Raw genomic sequence first — 17,875 nt, forward strand, 5'->3', positions numbered from 1 at the left:
AACCCGGGTCTTGATGCCCGTGATTGACCTCAGCCTAGGCAGGCAAAAAATCAAAAGCGAGGAAAATACCCGCTTTTGACGTAAAGTCGTTGAGGTGTTGCCGCCCTACCGCTGGCGCCGTGCCATGAAGGCCAGCCGCTCAAAAAGATGCACGTCCTGCTCGTTCTTCAGCAGCGCACCATGCAGTTTGGGCAGGGCATTGGGGCCATCCTTGGCCAGATCCTCGGCCTCCATATCCTCGGCCAGCAGCAGCTTCAGCCAGTCCAGCACCTCGGATGTCGAAGGCTTCTTCTTCAGCCCCTGCTGCTCGCGGATCTCGTAAAACTGCGTCAGCGCGGTGGTCAGCAACTGCTGTTTGATGCCCGGATGGTGCACTTCGACGATCTGCTTGAGCGTCTCCATCTCAGGAAAACGGATGTAGTGAAAGAAACAGCGGCGCAGGAAAGCGTCGGGCAGTTCTTTTTCATTGTTGGAGGTGATGATCACGATGGGCCGTTGGCGCGCGCGGATCGTCTCGCCCGTCTCATAGACAAAGAACTCCATCTTATCGAGTTCCTGCAAAAGGTCGTTGGGGAATTCGATATCGGCCTTGTCGATCTCATCAATCAGCAGCACGACCTTTTCATCCGCATCGAACGCCTGCCAGAGCTTGCCCTTGCGGATGTAGTTCTTGACGTCATGCACCCGTTCATCGCCGAGCTGGCTGTCGCGCAACCGGTTCACGGCATCGTATTCATAAAGCCCCTGCTGCGCGCGGGTGGTCGATTTGATGTTCCACTCGATCATGCGCAGGCCCAAGGCATCGCTGACCTGCCGCGCCAATTCGGTTTTGCCGGTGCCGGGTTCGCCTTTCACAAGAAGCGGACGCTCCAAGGTAACCGCCGCATTCACGGCGATTTTCAGGTCGTCGGTGGCGACGTAGTCTTTGGTGCCTTGAAATTTCATCTTGTTTTCAACCTCGTGTGACGGGCGCTTGATCCTTGGCCTTTAACCAAAAATCAAAGGGATTGTGTAGTGACAATTGTAACCCGCTCAGATAGACGCTGCGGCAGGGAAGATGTCGGGAGACAGGCCTTTTTAATGTCTGAGTTGAAAACCGCCGGGGAAAAACAAATGAAGCAGGAAGTTTTCCTGCCGGACGATTACAGTCCGGCCGAGGACGAGCCATTCATGAATGACCGTCAGCTTGAGTACTTTCGTCGCAAGCTGATCCACTGGAAATCGGAATTGTTGGCAGGCAGCCGTGACACCATCGAAGCACTGCAAGACGGCACCCGGAACATTCCGGATGTAAACGACCGCGCCTCGGAAGAGACCGACCGCGCACTGGAACTGCGGACCCGGGACCGGGCCCGCAAATTGGTCGGCAAGATCGACGCGGCGCTGCGGCGGATCGACGAGGGAGAGTTCGGTTACTGCATGGTCACCGGCGATCCGATCTCGCTCAAACGCCTGGACGCACGGCCCATCGCCACGATGACGCTGGAGGCGCAAGAGCGTCACGAGCGGCGCGAGAAAGTCCACCGCGACGACTGACATTACCTGAAACACCACACGCCGAGGCTCATGCTTCGGCGTTTGTGATTTGGGCGCGGGGCCAGCACGATCCGAAGCTTGTGAGCCGGGGTCTACCAGCTTGGCAGCGATCTGGGCCCTATGATCTGGGGCGTGAATGAAACCTTCCAATGCGATTGTCGTGGGCGGCGGGATCGGCGGGCTGGCCTTGGCCACGGCACTGGCGCGCAAGGGCGTCGCCGTGACCCTGCTTGAACAGGCCGCCCGGTTTTCCGAGATCGGCGCGGGGCTACAGATCAGCCCCAACGGCCTTGCCGTGCTGCGCGCGCTTGGGTTGGAGCATGGGCTGAAAGCCCGCGGTGCCGTGCGGGGGCAGGCGGTGCGCCTTTGCGACTACGCGAAAGGCGCGCAGGTGGCCCGGCTTGATCTGACCCGCTTGGCCAATGATCAGCGTTATTATTTCCTCCACCGTGCCGACCTGATTGATCTGCTGCGTGAGGCCGCGCAGCGCGCCAACGTGAGTTTCGAGACCGACGCGCAGGTCGCCTCGATCCATCCCGGCGCCTTGCCGCAGGTGCAGATGGCCCGCGGTGGACGGCGGCGGGCGAAGTTGGTCGTGGCCGCCGATGGCATCCATTCGGTCGGGCGGGTGCAGTTGAACGGGGCGGATAAGGCGCGGTTCTCGGGGCAGGTGGCATGGCGTGCGCTGATCCGCAACACCATAGATCACCGACCAGAGGCGCGGGTTACCATGGGGCCGGGGCGGCATCTGGTCAGCTATCCGCTGCGCGAGGGGCGATTGGTCAACCTCGTCGCTGTGGAAGAGCGCGCCGATTGGGCCGCCGAAGGCTGGCATCACAGTGACGATCCCGCCAATCTGCGCCGGGCCTTCGCAGGTTTCGGCGGCGAGGCCGCTCAGATGCTGGGCGCGGTGCAGGAGGTGACCCTCTGGGGGCTGCATTACCATCCCGTCGCCGCCAATTGGCAGGCAGAAGGCGTGGCGCTGTTGGGCGATGCGGCCCATCCAACGCTGCCTTTTCTGGCGCAGGGGGCAAATATGGCGCTAGAGGATGCTTGGGTCTTGGCCGATTGCCTGACCCGGCAGCCCCGCGACGCCGCGCTTGGCGCTTATCAAGCCGCCCGCATCGACCGCGCCCGGCGCATTGTCAAAACCTCGGAAGGCAACGCAGCACGCTATCACCTGCGGTCTGGCCCGGTCCGGTTGGCGGCCCACACCGGGCTGCGCCTCGCCTCCAAACTTGCGCCCGGCGCGATGCTGGGCGCGTTTGATTGGCTCTACGCCCATGACGTTACCAAAACGTAAAGGCCACCGAGCTAAGCCGGTGGCCCAATCGGTCAGCCCGCCCGTTGCAGCATCCCGAAAAGGTCTCGCGGATCGTCCGGGTCGGCCAGCAGATCCAGCGGTTGGAACAGCCCCGTCTCGGCGATTTGATCGCGGACATAGCGCAGGGCCGAGAAATCCTCGATCGCGAAGCCCACGGAGTCAAACAGCGTGATCTGCTGCGCATCGCGGCGGCCTTCGGCCTGACCGGTCAGCACTTGCCAGATCTCGGTCACCGGGTGGTCAGCCTCAAGCTGCTGGATCTCACCCTCGATGCGGGTCTGCTCGGGGTATTCCACGAAGATGCCCGAACGGTGCAGGATCGCGGGCGCGAGTTCCGTCTTACCCGGACAGTCGCCGCCGATCGCATTGATGTGCACGCCAGAGCCGACCATATTGTCGGTCAGGATCGTGGCATATTGCTTGTCCGCGGTGCAGGTGGTGATGATCTGCGCACCCATAATCGCCTCTTCGGCGGTGTCGCATTCCACCACCTTGATGCCATGGCCCGCCAGATTGCTTGCGCATTTGGCGGTCGCCGCGCGGTCGATATCGTAAAGCCGCACCTCATCCACGCCGCAGATCGCTTTCATTGCAAGGCTCTGAAACTCGGACTGCGCGCCATTGCCGATCATCGCCATGACATGGCTGCCCTTGGGCGCCAGCAACCGGGCCACCACGGCAGAAGTCGCCGCCGTGCGCAGGGCCGTCAAGATCGTCATCTCAGTCAACAACACCGGATAGCCGTTGGCCACATTGGCCAGCAGGCCAAAGGCCGTCACGGTCTGAAAGCCGTCTTTGGTGTTATCGGGGTGGCCGTTGACGTATTTGAAGCCGTAAACATCGCCGTCTGAGGTGGGCATCAGTTCGATCACGCCTTTCTCAGAATGGCTGGCCACGCGGGGGGTCTTGTCGAAAAGCTCCCAGCGTTTGAAGTCAGCTTCGATATAGTCGGCCAGCCCGCGCAGCATGTCTTCGACGCCGATATGGTGGATCAGTTTCATCATCTGATCGACAGAAACGAAGGGCACCAGCGCCTTATCGGAGGGGTTCAGATTGGTCATATTCAGGTCTTTCTATCAATAGGCACGGGTGGGGCGGTCGAACACGCGGCGGCCAAAGGCCGAGGCGGTGAGGTCCACCATCAGCTGCGCGGTGCGGCCTCGCTCATCAAGGAAGGGGTTCAGCTCAACCAGATCGAGCGAGGTCATCAAGCCGCTGTCCGAAAGCATCTCCATCACCAGATGGCCTTCGCGCACCGTGGCGCCGCCCGGCACGGTGGTGCCCACGGCAGGGGCCACGGAGGGGTCGAGGAAATCCACATCCAACGAGACATGCAGCATGCCGCCCGCCGCTTCGACCTTATCAAGGAAGCGTTGCAAGGGTTTGGCGATGCCGCTCTCGTCGATCTCGCGCATGTCGACGTAAGTGACGGTGGTCTCCTGCAAGGCGGCGCGTTCGAGGGCATCGACAGAGCGCAGCCCGATCATGGCGATATTGTCATGGGGCAGGGGCGTGTCGATCTTGGGAAAGCCGTCGAACCCCTCGCGCCCGGTGACATAGCCCAAGGGCGTGCCGTGCAGGTTGCCGCTGTCGCTGGTCTGCGGCGTGTGGAAATCCGTATGCGCGTCGAGCCAGAGCACGAAAAGCGGGCGGCCTGCCTTTTCGGCATGGCGCATTGCGCCCAAGACGGTGCCAAGCGCCAGCGCGTGGTCGCCGCCCATAAAGATCGGCAAGCCATCGTCCATCGCCGCATCGGCGGCAGCGGCGAGGCTTTCGGTCCATGCAATGGTCTCTTCCAGCGCGTGCAGTTTTTCGTGCTCTTTTGCTTGGAAGGGCGCGGGGGCGACATTGCCGCGATCGGTGACGCTGTGGCCAAGATCGCGCAGGGCACGTTCGAGCCCCGCAGTGCGATAGGCATCCGGCCCCATCAGGCAGCCGCGACGGCGCTTGCCGCTGTCCAGCGGAACGCCCAGCAAGATACAGTTTTGTGGGTTCGACATGAGGGACTCCTGAGCTGTTTGAACTCAGATAATCCGCGCATCTGTCTAACGACAAGCCGTCAAACTGACCGTTTCGGGGGCGTTTTTGACAAACTGAAAGAAAGATCTTCCAGTTTGTCAGTTTTTTTGCTGGTTAAGCCGCTTTGCGCGCCGCCGCGACCCAAAGACCGACCAAGACGAAAGAGAAAATCGCGTTCCATCCCGCCATCGACAGGCCCATAAATTGCCAGACGATCTCATCGCACATCACCAGACCGCTCGGGCCTTCGGTGGACAGCAGCGACCCGCCGTCAAGGCTGCCCAAGTCCATGCCTCCGCCGGTGCAGGAACTCGGCCCCGGCCACCAGCCCCATTCGACGCCTGCGTGAAAGAGGCCGATCAGCGCCGTCACCGCCGCCGCCAAGGCCCCCAGCCACGCCAGAACGCGCGGTCCGCCAAAGAGCACGATCGCCCCAATCAGCACTGCCGCCGCATGGGGCCACCGCTGCCAAAGGCACATCTGACAAGGCGCGTAGCCGCCCAGATGCTGGAAACCAAATGCACCCAGCAACAGCGCGGCTGAGCCGAGTGTTGCCAGCGAAGTCAAAGTCTTACCTGTCATAGAACCTTTACCACCATGAAGCCGCCAATCAGCAGGGCGACGGCCAATGTGAACATCAAACCCAAACGCCGTTCAATGAAGTCCCGGATCGGTGCGCCAAAGCGCCACAGCAGCGCCGCCACCACGAAGAACCGCAGCCCACGGGCAAGGATCGAGGTCATGATAAAGGTGCCCAGCGGCATACCGGTCCAGCCCGACATGATCGTGATGACTTTGTAAGGGAAGGGGGTGACCCCGGCGACCAGCACCGCCCAAAAGCCCATGTCATTGAAACGGGTGGAAAATTCCGCCATCGCGTCGGACTTGCCCAAACTTGCGAGGATCGGCTGTCCAAGGCTCTCAAAGGCCAGTCCGCCAATAGCATAGCCCAGAAGCCCGCCCAGAACGGAGGCCAGCAGCGCCACCCCCGCGATCAGCCACGCGCGGTTGGGCCGCGCGATGATCATCGGAATCATCAGGATATCAGGGGGGATCGGAAAGAAGGAACTTTCGACGAATGCGACAACGGCAAGCGCCCAAAGGGCATGGCGATGTTGGGCCAAGCCCAGGGTCCAGTCATAAAGGCGGCGGATCATTTTGGGGGGCTCCGGCTGTTTTATATGCCTCACCATGTCGCGCGACCAAGGTCAAGCGCAACGCGGTGCAGAAACAGGGTGAAAATCCACTTGCCCCACGCGCTTTTGCAGGCTACATCGCCCCACGTGCCCAAGTGGCGGAATGGTAGACGCAGGGGATTCAAAATCCCCCGCCGCGAGGCGTGCCGGTTCGAGTCCGGCCTTGGGTACCATTATACAAATACCTGATTTTCCTATGGAAGATCAGGTATTTTGTTTTTTAAGGCGTTTTTTTTGAGGTTCTGATGAAGTGACTCACACAAACGAGTCACCCTCGGTTGTTCCAGAGCCGGTCATCCACGGCATTCTTAGGCAGCGCGGCTCAGCATTTTCCTGCTCGCGTCCTTCCGATAGTATGCGACCTTGTCAGCACCTTGACCTGTGACTGCTTGGATTTCGCTTCGGCTTCGGCGAGCTCAACAATAGCGAGTTTGCGTAGACTATGAGCACGTTAGGGAAAGCCCCTTCACCGAGCGCCCGGCGCGAAATGTTTTCTCGACCGTTGCATCTCCCGAGGGCTCGCGCAGGTTCTTAGACAGGGCATGTTCACCACATCCCTTAACGGGGGGCAGCTTGGAGTGACCGGGGGCGACAGACTTCTAGAGCATCGCTGGGATTTTCGGGATCAACCCTTGCCCCAGAAATCCGCGATAACCTCCTCCGCCAGTTTGTTTTGCACGGTGAAATCAGTGTCTTCCGCGCCGCCGCTTTCCGGGTCGGTGAACCAGCGCCAGACCCATAGGTTCGGGATGCCCCGTGCCTCAAGAGCGCGAAACCAGCGGCGTAGGACGTCGGCCTGAAGTGCCATATCGGCGGGGGCTGCGCGTTCTTCGACGCTTTCCCACGGCCGCTCGGTCGCCCCTTCGGCAGAGCGGATGCCGATTTCTGCGATCCAAATGGGCTTTGCATGTTTCCGCGCGACGGCCTCGACCCGGTCCAATTCTTTGGCGATGGCGCGATCCCAGTCGGCGGTCGCTCCGGCTGCACCCAAGACGGGGTAAAGCGACACCGCCACGGCATCCAATAGCGGCCAGAACGCAACTTTCTCAACCTCGTCAGCGCCATGGGCGACATAGGTGATTTTACCGCTGAACACTGCGCGCAGCCCGGCAATGGTGCCCTCCCAAGCCGCGGCCCCCGATACGCCGCGCAATTCGGTGCCGACGACCAGCACATCGGCGCGGCTTTGCTCTGCCGTGACCGCAATGGCGCGCAGGGCCTTTTCATAGGCCGCGTGCCAATGGTCTTGGGTGCCCGTTGCGGGGGCGATGGCGCCGGCCCAGCTTTCGGGCACCCAGACATGCGGTTTGACGATGGCGGCCAGCCCGGCTGCGTGCAACTGCGCGATCCCGGCGGCGATCCTGTCATGGGGCAGCGCGTCCCCCATGACGATGGCGCTGGAGGTGGGCGCGGGTTGCCATAGAAACGGGATCACCGTTGCCGCCGTCGCGCCCGTCTTTCGCAGTTGAGCGATGCTTAGCGCAGCGGCTTGGCTTCCGAAGGGGGCACTCGGTGTCTCGATAAGGTTGAACCCGCGCAGAACCTCGCCACTGCTGCTTTGGGGAAACGCTCCTGTCGCAGTGAGCGCGGTAGAGCCGAGGGCCCAAAGAAACGTGCGACGTTTAATCATAGGGGCAAGGTAGGATGACTTCCCCCGCCGCACAACGGCATCGTAGGTGACAAGCGGGGCCCTTCGGGCGCTTTATTTGGGGACCTGTAATTCGGATGGTGGCAGGTGCCGACCAAAAGCAATCGCGCGAAACCGCTGAACGATCGCAGTCGCGCATATCAACGTGCGCAGCGCCCAAGGACTATTCCCTTTCCCCGGTCGGCCCAACCGCGTAGGCAGCCCCTACCTTGGAAAACGAGACATATCATGGCGCAGAATGCCACCATCTACAAAGTCGAGCTTTCGGTCTCCGACATGGACCGCCACTATTATGAGACCCACAAGCTGACCATCGCCAAACACCCTTCGGAAACCGACGAGCGGTTGATGGTGCGGCTCGTCGCCTTTGCCCTCAACGCGCATGAGCATCTGGAAATGACCAAGGGGCTATCGACGGATGATGAGCCGGACATCTGGCAAAAAAGCCTGAGCGGAGAGTTGGACGTTTGGATCACGCTGGGTCTGCCCAGCGAGAAAGTCCTGCGCCAGTCCTGCAACAAGGCGGCCAAAGTCGTGGTCTATCCCTATGGCGGCAAATCGGCTGAGATCTGGTGGGACAAGGTCAAGAACGGCACCACCCGCTTTGACACCCTCGAGGTGGTGAACTTGGCCGAGAGTGACACCAAGGCGCTTGCGGAGATGGCCGGCCGCGCGATGAAGCTTCAGGTGATGATCCAAGACGGTGAAGTGACGGTGAACCTCGACGAGGCGCTGGTGACGCTCACGCTCGACCGATGGAAAACCGCCGGATAAAAGGCGGCAGCGGGGCAAACCCAGCTGCCGCCGCTTCTTCAGGCTGCGCGGCGTTGCAGCAGGGCAATGGCAGAGCTGATCACCATGGCCATGCCGACGTGCCCCACAAAAGATGACTGCGTGTAGGCCCCGAAATCCATCATAAAGCTGCGCCCTACCGCTGGGGCCAGCAGCCCTTGGGCGACGAACCACAGCACAAGGCCCGACAGCGCCCCCGACAGGACCAGCCCGAGCCGCGTCATGCGGTGCACCAGCCAAACAAAGACCGAAAAGCCCGCGATCCCGAGCGCGATATGCAGCGCGAAGCCAAGCCAATAGGGCAGGGTGATCCCAAGGGCGATCTTACCAAGCGCAACCACAAGGTTCGCCGGGGCGAGTGCGACGCCAAAGAGGAGGGGGGAGACCAGCCAAGCATAAAGCTCGAAGGCGATTTCGCCCGCGAGCCCGGCCAGCAGGAGCGTGGGAAGGGTATGTTTGAGGGGCATGAGCAAGTCTCTTGCAAAAGGACAGCACATCGTCGGGCCGCAACCGGATGGCGCGGGCGCTATGCTGTGTCAGTAGAGGTTGAGGAAAGCGCCGGACCGAGGGGCCCGAGCGGATAGAAAAAGGCGCGCCACCATGGGCGCGCCTTTCAATTTAAACGTCGAGCTTGTTGTCGCCGCGCTTCCATGCCAGCGGCTGGAAGACTTCGTCGACCGGGGTTTCGGCCACGTGGTTGACATAGTTCGAAATGGTCTTCTGCGCCATGCCGAGGATCACGTCCAGCACCGCACGGTGGCTGTAACCTGCGTCAAAAAACGCCTGCATCTGCGCGTCGGAGACAAAGCCCCGGTTGCGCACCATCTGAACGGTGAAGGTCCGCAGCGCGTCGAGTTTGGGGGTCGGCAGAGCGGTTTCATTGCGCAGCGCGTCGCTGATCTCGTCCGAGACCTTCATCATCTTGGCGATGCCGGTATGGGCAGGCACGCAGTAGTGGCACTCGTTCTCAACGTTGATCGACTGCCAAACCACGGTCAGCTCATCGGCGTCGAAATCCGTCTCGGTGAAAAGCTTGTGCAGCACCTGATAGCCTTCATAGGCCTGCGGGCTTTCGGCGAGCACCTTGTGCAGACCCGGCAGGCGGCCAAAGGCCTTTTGCGATTCCGCCAGCAGCGGCTTGGAGGCTTCGGGTGCGGAGTCTTGGTCGTGGGACGGGAATGTCATGATGTCTACCTTTGTTAATCGTCGATATTTGCTATTTAGGGTTTTTTGAGCGATCACTCAAGTATATATTTGAGTGATCGTTCAACACATGGTGATATCATGCCCCGCAAACCAAACCACGACCGAGCCGAGCTGATCGACCGCGCCCGCGATCTGTTTTGGCGTCAGGGCTGGGCAGGCACATCGCTGAAAGATCTCGAAGCGGTGCTGAAAATGAAGCCCGGCAGTTTCTACGCGGCCTTCGGGTCGAAAGAGGCGCTTTTTGAAATCGCCTTGGACAAATACGCCGAAGATGGGGCCGGGCGCTTGGCTGAATTGGTCGAAGCCCATGGCCCGATGGCAGCCCTGAAACGCTATCCCGAACTGGCGATCTGCCGGGAGGAGGCCCCGGCCAAGGCCTGTATGCTGTCGAAAACCCTGTTGGAATTACAGGCCCATCGGAATCCACTTGCCCAACGGGCCAGTGCGCATCTCATGAGGATGGAAGAGCAGTTCGCGGCGCTTTTTGCCCAGATGCAGCAGGACGGAGAGATCGCGCCGGAACATGATCCAAAGTCACTGGCCCGGCGCTATCAAAGCGATCTGCTCGGCCTGCGTGTCTCGGCCGAGCGGGAGGGGATCGACGCCCATGCCATCGCCCGCGAAATCGCCGAAGGTTTGGACCGGTTGTAATCTCAGGCGGCGCTATTCGATCTGTTCTTCCAACATGGCGGTGATCTTGCGCCGTTGAAAGATGTTGCGGATCTGATGCGCCATGATCCGCTCCGGCACGAAATAGGGCTTGCCGTCTTTCCATTCGGCCCGAAACGCATGTCGCGCGGCGATCAACCTGGTGGTATGGCCATCCGCAGCCGCGACGGTGAGGTCCATCTGGCGGACCTTATCGAACAGGCCCTCCGTCCTGATGCGCGCCTCGGCGCGGCGCAACAGATCGAGAAAACTGCCGATATCGATGAATTCACCGCTTTTGATCGGCCCTTGATTGGTGCGGGTCAGGGGGTTTTCCACATCGTTCAGCGCCACTTCTTCGCGTTCGGTGACCTTGACGTGATAGGTCTTATCCTCCGTCACCACCCGCGCCATGACTTCGAGCAAGTAAATCGGCTCGGCCCCCATATTGGTCACGAAACAATGGGCATTCTCATCCCGCGCGATCGAACGGTTGATCAGGATCACAGGCTGCCGTTGCCGCCGGAAGTTGAGCCATAGAATATGCAGATAGGCCAGCCAGACCACCGCGGTGAAGAGGCTCACGGCCACTTGCAACGTGCCGGAATTCTCTGCGATCCAATCGAGCATCCTTTGTCATCCTTGCGAGTTCTGCCGGGGTCGCCAGACCAACGCACGGGGCGGCGCTTTGTTGCACAGAGATTGACGCGGCGCTTGACCCGTCGCTCTTATATCAATAATTCACGATATATGGATAATGAAAACGCCCTCCAAGCCTTCGCCGCCTTGGGCCAACCGACCCGTCTGGATGTCTTTCGCCTGCTGATCAAAGCGGGCGGCAAAGGCATGTCAGCGGGGGAGATCGGCGTGGCGCTCGACGTGCGGCAAAACACCATGTCCGCCAACCTGTCGGTGCTTGCCCGCGCGGGCCTGATCCGCAGCAACCGCGAAGGCCGCAGCATCCGCTATTTCGCCGATATGAACGGGCTGCGCGCGCTGCTGGGGTTCCTTTTAGAGGACTGCTGCGGCGGGCAGCCAGAGCTTTGCCAACCCCTGCTGGATGAGTTGACCTGCTGCTAACCCCCCAAAATCACGCACGAAAGGCCGCCATGACCGATACCGCACATCCCGCACCCGCTGGCCTTGGAGCCTTTGAACGCTGGCTCTCGCTCTGGGTGGCGCTAGCCATCGGGGCGGGGCTTTTGCTGGGCAATCTCTTTCCCGGCATTTTCGGCGGGCTGGCCGCATTTGAGGTTGCTTCGGTCAACCTGCCCGTGGCAGTGCTGATCTGGGCCATGGTCTATCCGATGATGGTCGGCGTTGATTTCGGCGCGCTGCGGCAGGTGGGGGACAGGCCCAAAGGGCTGGTGGTGACGCTGGTGGTCAACTGGCTGATCAAACCCTTCACCATGTCCGCCCTTGGGGTGCTGTTTTTCAATTATCTCTTCGCCGGTCTGATCCCGCCGGATGATGCGCAGGCCTATCTGGCCGGGGTGATCCTGTTGGGGGCCGCGCCCTGCACCGCGATGGTCTTTGTCTGGTCCAACCTCACCCGTGGTGATGCCACCTATACGCTGGTGCAGGTCAGCGTGAATGATGTGATCATGGTCTTCGCCTTCGCGCCGATCGTGGCCTTCCTTTTGGGTGTGACCGACATCACCGTGCCTTGGGACACGCTGCTGATCTCGGTCGGGCTTTACGTCATGCTGCCGCTGCTGGCGGGGTATCTCACACGTGAGCGGCTGGTGGCCAAGGGCGGCGAGGCGGCGGTCGACGCCTTCAAGGGCCGTGTGCAACCCTTTGCGATCATGGGGCTTTTGCTGACCGTCGTGCTGCTCTTTGGCTTTCAGGGCGAGGTGATCCTTGACCGTCCGCTCGTCATCGCGCTGATCGCCGTGCCGCTGCTGCTGCAATCCTACGGCATCTTCTTTATCGCCTATGGCGCTGCGCGGGCTTGGGGCATTCCTTTTAACGTGGCCGCCCCCTGCGCGCTGATCGGCACCTCGAATTTCTTTGAACTGGCCGTTGCCGTGGCGATCAGTCTTTTCGGTCTGGGGTCGGGCGCGGCCTTGGCCACCGTCGTAGGGGTGCTGGTCGAAGTGCCGGTCATGCTGTCTCTCGTCGCATTTGCCAACCGCACGCAGCATTGGTTCCCCGCCTCCAAATGACCCGCGCCCGATAACCCCCTACCGCTTAAGGAAACTCCCATGACCGATACGCCGAACATCGAAGAAGACCACTTTAACCCCATCGACGACGCCCGCCTGCTGTCGCCTGAGCGCGCCGCCCACGGCCCGCGCATTCTGCTGCTCTATGGCTCGCTCCGCCCGCGCTCCTACAGCCGCCTGATGACCGAAGAAGCCGCCCGTATTCTCACCCGCCTCGGAGCCGAGACGCGGACATTTAACCCCTCGGGGCTGCCGCTGCCCGACGATGCCGCACCCGAACATCCTAAAGTGCAGGACCTGCGCGATCTAGTGCAATGGTCCGAAGGCATGGTCTGGTGTTCGCCCGAACGCCACGGCGCGATGACGGGCGTCATGAAAACCCAAGTTGACTGGATCCCTCTATCGCTCGGCGGGGTGCGCCCAACCCAAGGCAAGACGCTGGCCGTGATGCAGGTCAGCGGCGGCTCGCAGAGTTTTAACGCCGTGAACCAGCTGCGCATTTTAGGCCGTTGGATGCGGCTGCTGACCATCCCCAACCAATCCTCAACCCCCAAAGCCTTTTTGGAGTTTGACGAGGACGACCGGATGAAACCCTCGCCCTTCTATGATCGGGTGGTCGATGTGATGGAGGAACTGGTGAAGTTCACCCTGCTGACCCGCGACAACAAGGACTACCTGCTCGACCGCTATAGCGAGCGCAAAGAAAGCGCTGCGGAGCTTTCCAAACGGGTAAACCAAAAGGCGATCTGACCGCCGAAACGCAAACGGCAGGGCCAAATCTTGGCCCTGCCGCATCATGCTACGCTAAAAAGCGATCAGTCGTTGGACCAGCCCGAAACGGCTTTGACTTCGCAGAAGTCCTCGATCCCCCAGACGCCACCTTCGCGCCCATTGCCCGAGCGTTTCATGCCGCCAAAGGGCGCGCCGGCACCACGGCTTTCGCCATTCATCTCAACCATGCCCGACCGCAGCTTGGTCGCCAGACGGTTGCGCCGCGCGCCATCGCTGGACTGCACATAGTTGGTCAGACCATAGACCGTGTCATTGGCCATTTCGATCGCCTGAACTTCGTCCTCGAACTTCATGATGGCCAAGACGGGGCCAAAGATTTCCTCGCGGGCGATGGTCATGTCGGACGTGACATCGGCAAAAACCGTGGGTTTGACATAGAAACCGCGGTTCAGATGCTCAGGCCGACCGGTGCCACCGGCGACAAGCCGTGCGCCTTCGTCGATGCCTTTCTGGATCAGGTCTTGGATCTTGCCCCATTGCGCTTCGTTCACAACCGGGCCGATGTGGCGACCCTCCTCGCTGGCGGGGCCGACTTCGACCTTATTGGCGACTTCGGCGGCGGTCTCGACCGCTTGGTCATAGGCGCTGGCCTCGACGATCATCCGGCTCGGCGCGTTACAGCTTTGACCGGTGTTGTTCATCATATGCAGCACGCCGCGTTTCACGGCCTTGTCGTCGGCATCGGCAAAAACAAGGTTCGCGCCTTTGCCGCCAAGCTCCAGATGGACCTTTTTCAGCGTATCCGCCGCGTTTTTCGAAATCGCGATGCCCGCGCGGGTGGAGCCGGTGAAGCTCACCATATCCACATCCTCATGGCCGGTCAGCGCGGTGCCGACGGTCATGCCATCGCCGTTCACAAGGTTAAAGACACCGGCGGGGAAGCCTGCCTCATCCATCATCTCGGCGAAAACCACGGCGCTTAGCGGGCTTTCCTCAGACGGTTTCAGCACCATGGTGCAGCCAGCGGCGACGGCAGCGCCCACTTTCAGCATCACTTGGTTCATCGGCCAGTTCCACGGCGTGATCATCGCTACGACGCCAACCGCTTCGTGGATGATACGGTCGTTGGGCGCGTGATCCCCCAGAGGCTTCACGAATTTGAAATCTTTGGCGGCTTTGATGAAGTTCTTCAGGTGGCTGTAACCTGCACCCCATTGCGAGCTGCGCGCCATCTCGATGGGGGCGCCCATCTCGGTGCTGATCGCTTGGGCCATATCCTCGGTCCGGGATTTATAGACCTCGGCCAGCTTTTCCATCAGCGCGATGCGCTCTTCAGGTGCAGTGGCCATCCAACCGGGCAGGGCAGCCTTGGCCGCTGCCACGGCGGCGTCCACATCCTTGGCCCCGCCGAGAGAGATCACGGTGCAGGGCTCTTCGGTCGACGGGTTGATGACCTTATGTTCGCTGCCCTCAAGCGGGGCGACCCATTTGCCGTCGATATAGAAATCACGTTTTTCGATCATGCTCTGTCTCCGTTATTGGCCAAGCGGGCGTCTTTTTTGCCGCTTAGAAGTGTCCGGGAATCGCCGGCTCCCGATATGCCTAGGACAATTTTACGGGGTGGAAAAGTTCAGAGGTGATTTTTGATCAAAAATACGGACGCGGCGGCCCGAAACGGCGGGCCCGCGGGGGGCGCTTAGTCCTGTGCTGGGAAGCGGATCTCGACGCAAAGCCCGTCTTGGCCCTCGACCTTCAGCGTCGCCTCATGCTGGAAAGTGAGCGTGCGGATCATCCGCCAGCCCAGCGAATCCGACCGCTCGGGCCGTTTGGCATCTTCGGGCAGGCCGACACCATCGTCATAGACTTTCAGGGTCAGACCTTCATCTCTCTCTTGGGCGACCTCAATGGTGATCACCCCTTTGTCGCGCCCTTTGAAAGCGTGTTTATAGGCGTTGGTGATCAACTCGCCCACGATCAGCCCGATGTCGACGGCCAGTTTGTTGTCCATCTTAAGGCTGGGGCAAATCAGCTTGATGCCAATGCTCTGGCGATCCCCGGTAAAGGCGCGTTCGGCGTTCTTGGTGACCTCATCCAACATATCAGACAGATCAAGGTCGGTGCTGTCGGTTGAGCGTTGCATCAACTCATGCGCCTTGGAGAGCGAGCCGACGCGGGTTTCCAACTCGCGCAGCACTTGGCGGGTCTCGTCCTCTTTGGCTTGGCTCTTGCTCATCCGGATCAGCGCCACGATCAGGGCAAGGTTGTTGCCCGTGCGGTGGTGCAATTCCTGCATCAAGAGGTCACGGTCGGCGATGCCTTCGCTCAACTCGCGGTTCTGTTCGGTCAGCGCGGCGGTCGGGTCTTTGGCGTTATAGGCCTCCAGCGCCGCGAGGGCGTCGGCCTTGATCTGCTCAACAGCGCATTGCGGTTCGGGCAGCAGAAACTCCGCATGGACCCGCGTGCCCTCTTGGCCGGTGTCCACATCAAAGCGGGCCGCGATACGTTGCACGCCGCGCAGGCCCAGCCCCAGGCCCGTCTCCGACACGATGTCGCGCGTGGGGTCAAGTTTGTCTTCCTCGATGCCGCGGCCTTGATCAATCACTGTCAGGCCAAGGGCAGGCTTGCCGTTGACCTCCGTCAGCGAAAACCGGGCGCGGCCCTTTTGCCCATGCTCAATGGCATTGCGGCCCAGTTCCACGGCGGCGGTGACCGTGCGCGTCCGCTCGAAGGAGGTAAAGCGCATCGCTTCGGTCAGGGTCAGGGCGACCTGGCGCAGAGCCGCGATATCGCCGCCTTTTTCAAGGTTCACCGACGTGAGGTTCGTAGCTTTCATCAGTCCGCGTCCCGTGCAATGCGTATGACCACGATGGAGGCGTCATCCCGCCCGCGAAATGCCCGGTCGAGCAGGAAGCCAGCGATCAAGAGCGGGGATTTCCACAATAGACCCTGTGGAAGATAGCTGTCGCGCAGGGTTTTCAAGCCGTCGCTGTGCAGGATGATCAGATCCCCCGGTTCAAGGTCAAAGGTCTCTTCATAGCCCCGCGTCGCACGTGCGCCGATCCGCCCGTCGCGGACAGGCAGGCGTTTGACCTCGCCATTGCGAACCCGCAGCGTGGCGATATTGCCCAAAGCAGCATAGCGCAGCACCATCTGCGGCTGCGCGATATGCACAAGGGCCGCCACCGCGCCGCGCTTGCCGATCAATTGCTCGGTCACCTCACGCATCACGGCACCCGGCTCGCTGTTGAAGCTGCGGGTCGCTTTGACGGCCTCTGTCACCTCCCGCGATGCGGCTGCGGCCTCGGGGCCATGGCCCAAGCCATCGCAAACCAGAATATCAGTGGCCTTCGGCGTTTGCCGCAGCAGATAGTCGTCGCCGCATTCCTCTTCGTTCGGGTGACAGACCCGCAGGCCCACGGCCTCGACCCCATGGGTCGCGCAGGGGGTGCTGTCTTTGGCAAAGCTGCAAACGATGGTGGTGCCCACCTCTGACCCGCTGAAGATGTCAAATTCATTCGACAGACGGCGGATCGCGCCAAGGCCCAGCCCGGCGGAATCGCCGCTGCTCATGCCGTCTTGGAACATGTGATCCATATCGCTGATGCCGGGGCCCCGGTCGGTAAAGATCATCACGATCTTGTCGCCCTTGCCCTCGGCCGGCGCGTTGATCAGGGCGCGGCCCTTTTCCGCGTAGCGCAGTATGTTGGTCGTGGCTTCGGTGGCGACGATGGCCAATTCGTCGGTCCGATGTTTCGGCCAATCGTGCTGGGCGGCCAGACGCCGTGCGGCGCGGCGGACCACGGCGATGGCGCTTTGGTCCTGAACTTCGACCCATTGTTTCATAGGTTCACACTCATCATCACGCTGGTGCCCCCGCCGACGGCGGTGCGGATTTCAAATTTCTTGGCCAGCCGCTGTGCGCCGCCCAAACCACGGCCAAGGCCGCCGCCCGAAGTATAGCCGTCCGTCAGGGCCAGTGCCACGTCCTCGATCCCCGGTCCCTTGTCCCAACAAACCACGCTAAGCTGCTTGGCCCTCGGGTCGACATAGATGGAAAACTCACCTCCGCCAGCGTGAACGATTGTATTGCGGGCGATTTCGCTGACGGCGGTGGCAAAACGCGTGACATTCAGCGCCGAGGCGCCGTGTTCTTTCATGTAGCGCGCCACGGCTTGGCGCACCGTCACCGCGTCACCGCTGGTCTTTAGTTTGAACTGAGAGAGAAGGACCTGCGCCCCTAGGTCCTTTTCGTCAAACGCGACGTAGCTGGGCAAGGGCATGGGTCAGGCTTAACGCGGTGCGAATTTCCGGCAGGTACATGCCCAGCTCGACCAACGTGACCGCCACCGTGGGGCGCATGCCGACCACATAGGTATCCGCCGCCAGCAGGCGGGATATCCCCGCCAACTGCGCGATCACACGGCCCACGAAAGTGTCGACAATCTCAAGCGCTGAGATATCGAGGATCACCCCGTCGATGCGGTTCTCGGATATTTTGTTCGACAACCGGTCTTGAAGCTCCAAGATCTCGGTGTCCGTGATGTCATCCTGTATCGAAACGAGGAGCGCATGTTCGACCAGATTAATCGACGTGACACCGGCCACC

At 61.1% G+C, this 17,875-nt stretch carries 21 protein-coding genes and 1 tRNA gene; 8 read left to right on the forward strand and 14 right to left on the reverse strand.

Going from position 1 to position 17,875, the window contains the following annotated elements; translation table 11 throughout:
- Positions 1-105: 105 nt before the first annotated feature.
- Positions 106-945, reverse strand: coding sequence for an AAA family ATPase (locus tag J3456_RS03975; protein ID WP_243262825.1), 840 nt, complete (start codon positions 943-945; stop codon positions 106-108).
- Between the two features lie 168 nt (positions 946-1,113).
- Here J3456_RS03975 and dksA point away from each other — a divergent pair, with 168 nt between their 5' ends.
- Complete coding sequence (dksA, locus tag J3456_RS03980; RefSeq protein WP_259944649.1) at positions 1,114-1,536, forward strand: RNA polymerase-binding protein DksA; 423 nt, start codon at positions 1,114-1,116, stop codon at positions 1,534-1,536.
- A 136-nt stretch (positions 1,537-1,672) separates the two neighbouring features.
- Positions 1,673-2,839: an FAD-dependent monooxygenase gene (locus J3456_RS03985; RefSeq protein WP_349578984.1), complete on the forward strand. Its 1,167-nt coding sequence runs from the start codon at positions 1,673-1,675 to the stop codon at positions 2,837-2,839.
- A gap of 32 nt (positions 2,840-2,871) precedes the next feature.
- Here J3456_RS03985 and ocd read toward each other — a convergent pair whose 3' ends face one another.
- The 4 genes from ocd to J3456_RS04005 all read right to left on the reverse strand — a co-directional run bounded on the left by ocd (position 2,872) and on the right by J3456_RS04005 (position 6,036).
- Positions 2,872-3,921, reverse strand: a complete 1,050-nt coding sequence (gene ocd, locus J3456_RS03990) for an ornithine cyclodeaminase (RefSeq protein WP_349578985.1) — start codon at positions 3,919-3,921, stop codon at positions 2,872-2,874.
- 15 nt (positions 3,922-3,936) lie between these two features.
- Positions 3,937-4,860, reverse strand: coding sequence for an arginase (rocF, locus tag J3456_RS03995; RefSeq protein ID WP_132444560.1), 924 nt, complete (start codon positions 4,858-4,860; stop codon positions 3,937-3,939).
- Positions 4,861-4,993: 133 nt separating this feature from the next.
- Positions 4,994-5,461 (reverse strand): disulfide bond formation protein B, encoded by a 468-nt coding sequence (locus J3456_RS04000; RefSeq protein WP_349578986.1) that lies wholly within the window; start codon positions 5,459-5,461, stop codon positions 4,994-4,996.
- A complete protein-coding gene (locus tag J3456_RS04005) occupies positions 5,458-6,036 on the reverse strand; it encodes a YqaA family protein (RefSeq protein ID WP_349578987.1) in 579 nt (192 codons plus the stop codon). Before J3456_RS04005 ends, J3456_RS04000 begins: the two co-directional genes overlap by 4 nt.
- A 128-nt stretch (positions 6,037-6,164) precedes the next feature.
- On the opposite strand from J3456_RS04005, the gene J3456_RS04010 reads away from it, so the two are divergent.
- Positions 6,165-6,248, forward strand: a tRNA-Leu gene (locus J3456_RS04010).
- Between the two features lie 452 nt (positions 6,249-6,700).
- On the opposite strand, the gene J3456_RS04015 is transcribed toward J3456_RS04010, so the two are convergent.
- Entirely contained in the window at positions 6,701-7,705 is a 1,005-nt protein-coding gene (locus tag J3456_RS04015; RefSeq protein ID WP_502989482.1) for a glycoside hydrolase family 113, read from the reverse strand.
- 246 nt (positions 7,706-7,951) lie between these two features.
- Between J3456_RS04015 and J3456_RS04020 the strand changes: the two genes are divergently transcribed.
- Entirely contained in the window at positions 7,952-8,497 is a 546-nt protein-coding gene (locus tag J3456_RS04020; RefSeq protein WP_349578990.1) for a YaeQ family protein, read from the forward strand.
- 38 nt (positions 8,498-8,535) lie between these two features.
- On the opposite strand, the gene J3456_RS04025 is transcribed toward J3456_RS04020, so the two are convergent.
- Positions 8,536-8,982, reverse strand: a complete 447-nt coding sequence (locus J3456_RS04025; protein WP_349578991.1) for a hypothetical protein — start codon at positions 8,980-8,982, stop codon at positions 8,536-8,538.
- Between the two features lie 151 nt (positions 8,983-9,133).
- Positions 9,134-9,700, reverse strand: coding sequence for a carboxymuconolactone decarboxylase family protein (locus tag J3456_RS04030; RefSeq protein WP_349578992.1), 567 nt, complete (start codon positions 9,698-9,700; stop codon positions 9,134-9,136).
- Positions 9,701-9,799: 99 nt separating this feature from the next.
- Between J3456_RS04030 and J3456_RS04035 the strand changes: the two genes are divergently transcribed.
- Positions 9,800-10,372 carry a TetR/AcrR family transcriptional regulator gene (locus tag J3456_RS04035; RefSeq protein ID WP_349578993.1) on the forward strand — a complete coding sequence of 191 codons (573 nt, stop codon included), beginning with the start codon at positions 9,800-9,802 and terminating at the stop codon, positions 10,370-10,372.
- Between the two features lie 12 nt (positions 10,373-10,384).
- On the opposite strand, the gene J3456_RS04040 is transcribed toward J3456_RS04035, so the two are convergent.
- Positions 10,385-10,999, reverse strand: a complete 615-nt coding sequence (locus J3456_RS04040; protein WP_349578994.1) for a hypothetical protein — start codon at positions 10,997-10,999, stop codon at positions 10,385-10,387.
- Positions 11,000-11,119: 120 nt separating this feature from the next.
- Here J3456_RS04040 and J3456_RS04045 point away from each other — a divergent pair, with 120 nt between their 5' ends.
- Genes J3456_RS04045 through arsH form a run of 3 tightly spaced genes read left to right on the forward strand, consistent with a single transcriptional unit; the run spans position 11,120 to position 13,287 of the window.
- On the forward strand, positions 11,120-11,449 hold the full coding sequence (locus J3456_RS04045) for an ArsR/SmtB family transcription factor (RefSeq protein WP_349578995.1): 330 nt from the start codon (positions 11,120-11,122) through the stop codon (positions 11,447-11,449).
- Between the two features lie 29 nt (positions 11,450-11,478).
- Positions 11,479-12,537, forward strand: a complete 1,059-nt coding sequence (gene arsB / locus J3456_RS04050) for an ACR3 family arsenite efflux transporter (RefSeq protein ID WP_349578996.1) — start codon at positions 11,479-11,481, stop codon at positions 12,535-12,537.
- A gap of 39 nt (positions 12,538-12,576) precedes the next feature.
- The gene (gene arsH, locus J3456_RS04055) at positions 12,577-13,287 is read left to right on the forward strand and encodes an arsenical resistance protein ArsH (protein ID WP_349578997.1); all 711 of its coding nucleotides are present in this window, start codon (positions 12,577-12,579) and stop codon (positions 13,285-13,287) included.
- A 65-nt stretch (positions 13,288-13,352) separates the two neighbouring features.
- Here arsH and J3456_RS04060 read toward each other — a convergent pair whose 3' ends face one another.
- The 5 genes from J3456_RS04060 to J3456_RS04080 form a co-directional block, all read right to left on the reverse strand.
- Complete coding sequence (locus J3456_RS04060) at positions 13,353-14,792, reverse strand: aldehyde dehydrogenase family protein (RefSeq protein ID WP_349578998.1); 1,440 nt, start codon at positions 14,790-14,792, stop codon at positions 13,353-13,355.
- 173 nt (positions 14,793-14,965) lie between these two features.
- Positions 14,966-16,102, reverse strand: a complete 1,137-nt coding sequence (locus J3456_RS04065) for a sensor histidine kinase (protein ID WP_349578999.1) — start codon at positions 16,100-16,102, stop codon at positions 14,966-14,968.
- Complete coding sequence (locus J3456_RS04070) at positions 16,102-17,112, reverse strand: SpoIIE family protein phosphatase (RefSeq protein ID WP_349579000.1); 1,011 nt, start codon at positions 17,110-17,112, stop codon at positions 16,102-16,104. Before J3456_RS04070 ends, J3456_RS04065 begins: the two co-directional genes overlap by 1 nt.
- A complete protein-coding gene (locus tag J3456_RS04075; RefSeq protein WP_349579001.1) occupies positions 17,109-17,549 on the reverse strand; it encodes an ATP-binding protein in 441 nt (146 codons plus the stop codon). Before J3456_RS04075 ends, J3456_RS04070 begins: the two co-directional genes overlap by 4 nt.
- Entirely contained in the window at positions 17,521-17,874 is a 354-nt protein-coding gene (locus J3456_RS04080) for an STAS domain-containing protein (RefSeq protein WP_067627401.1), read from the reverse strand. Before J3456_RS04080 ends, J3456_RS04075 begins: the two co-directional genes overlap by 29 nt.
- Position 17,875 lies beyond the last annotated feature (1 nt).

Source organism: Sulfitobacter sp. NFXS29 (assembly GCF_040148765.1).
Lineage (GTDB): Bacteria > Pseudomonadota > Alphaproteobacteria > Rhodobacterales > Rhodobacteraceae > Sulfitobacter.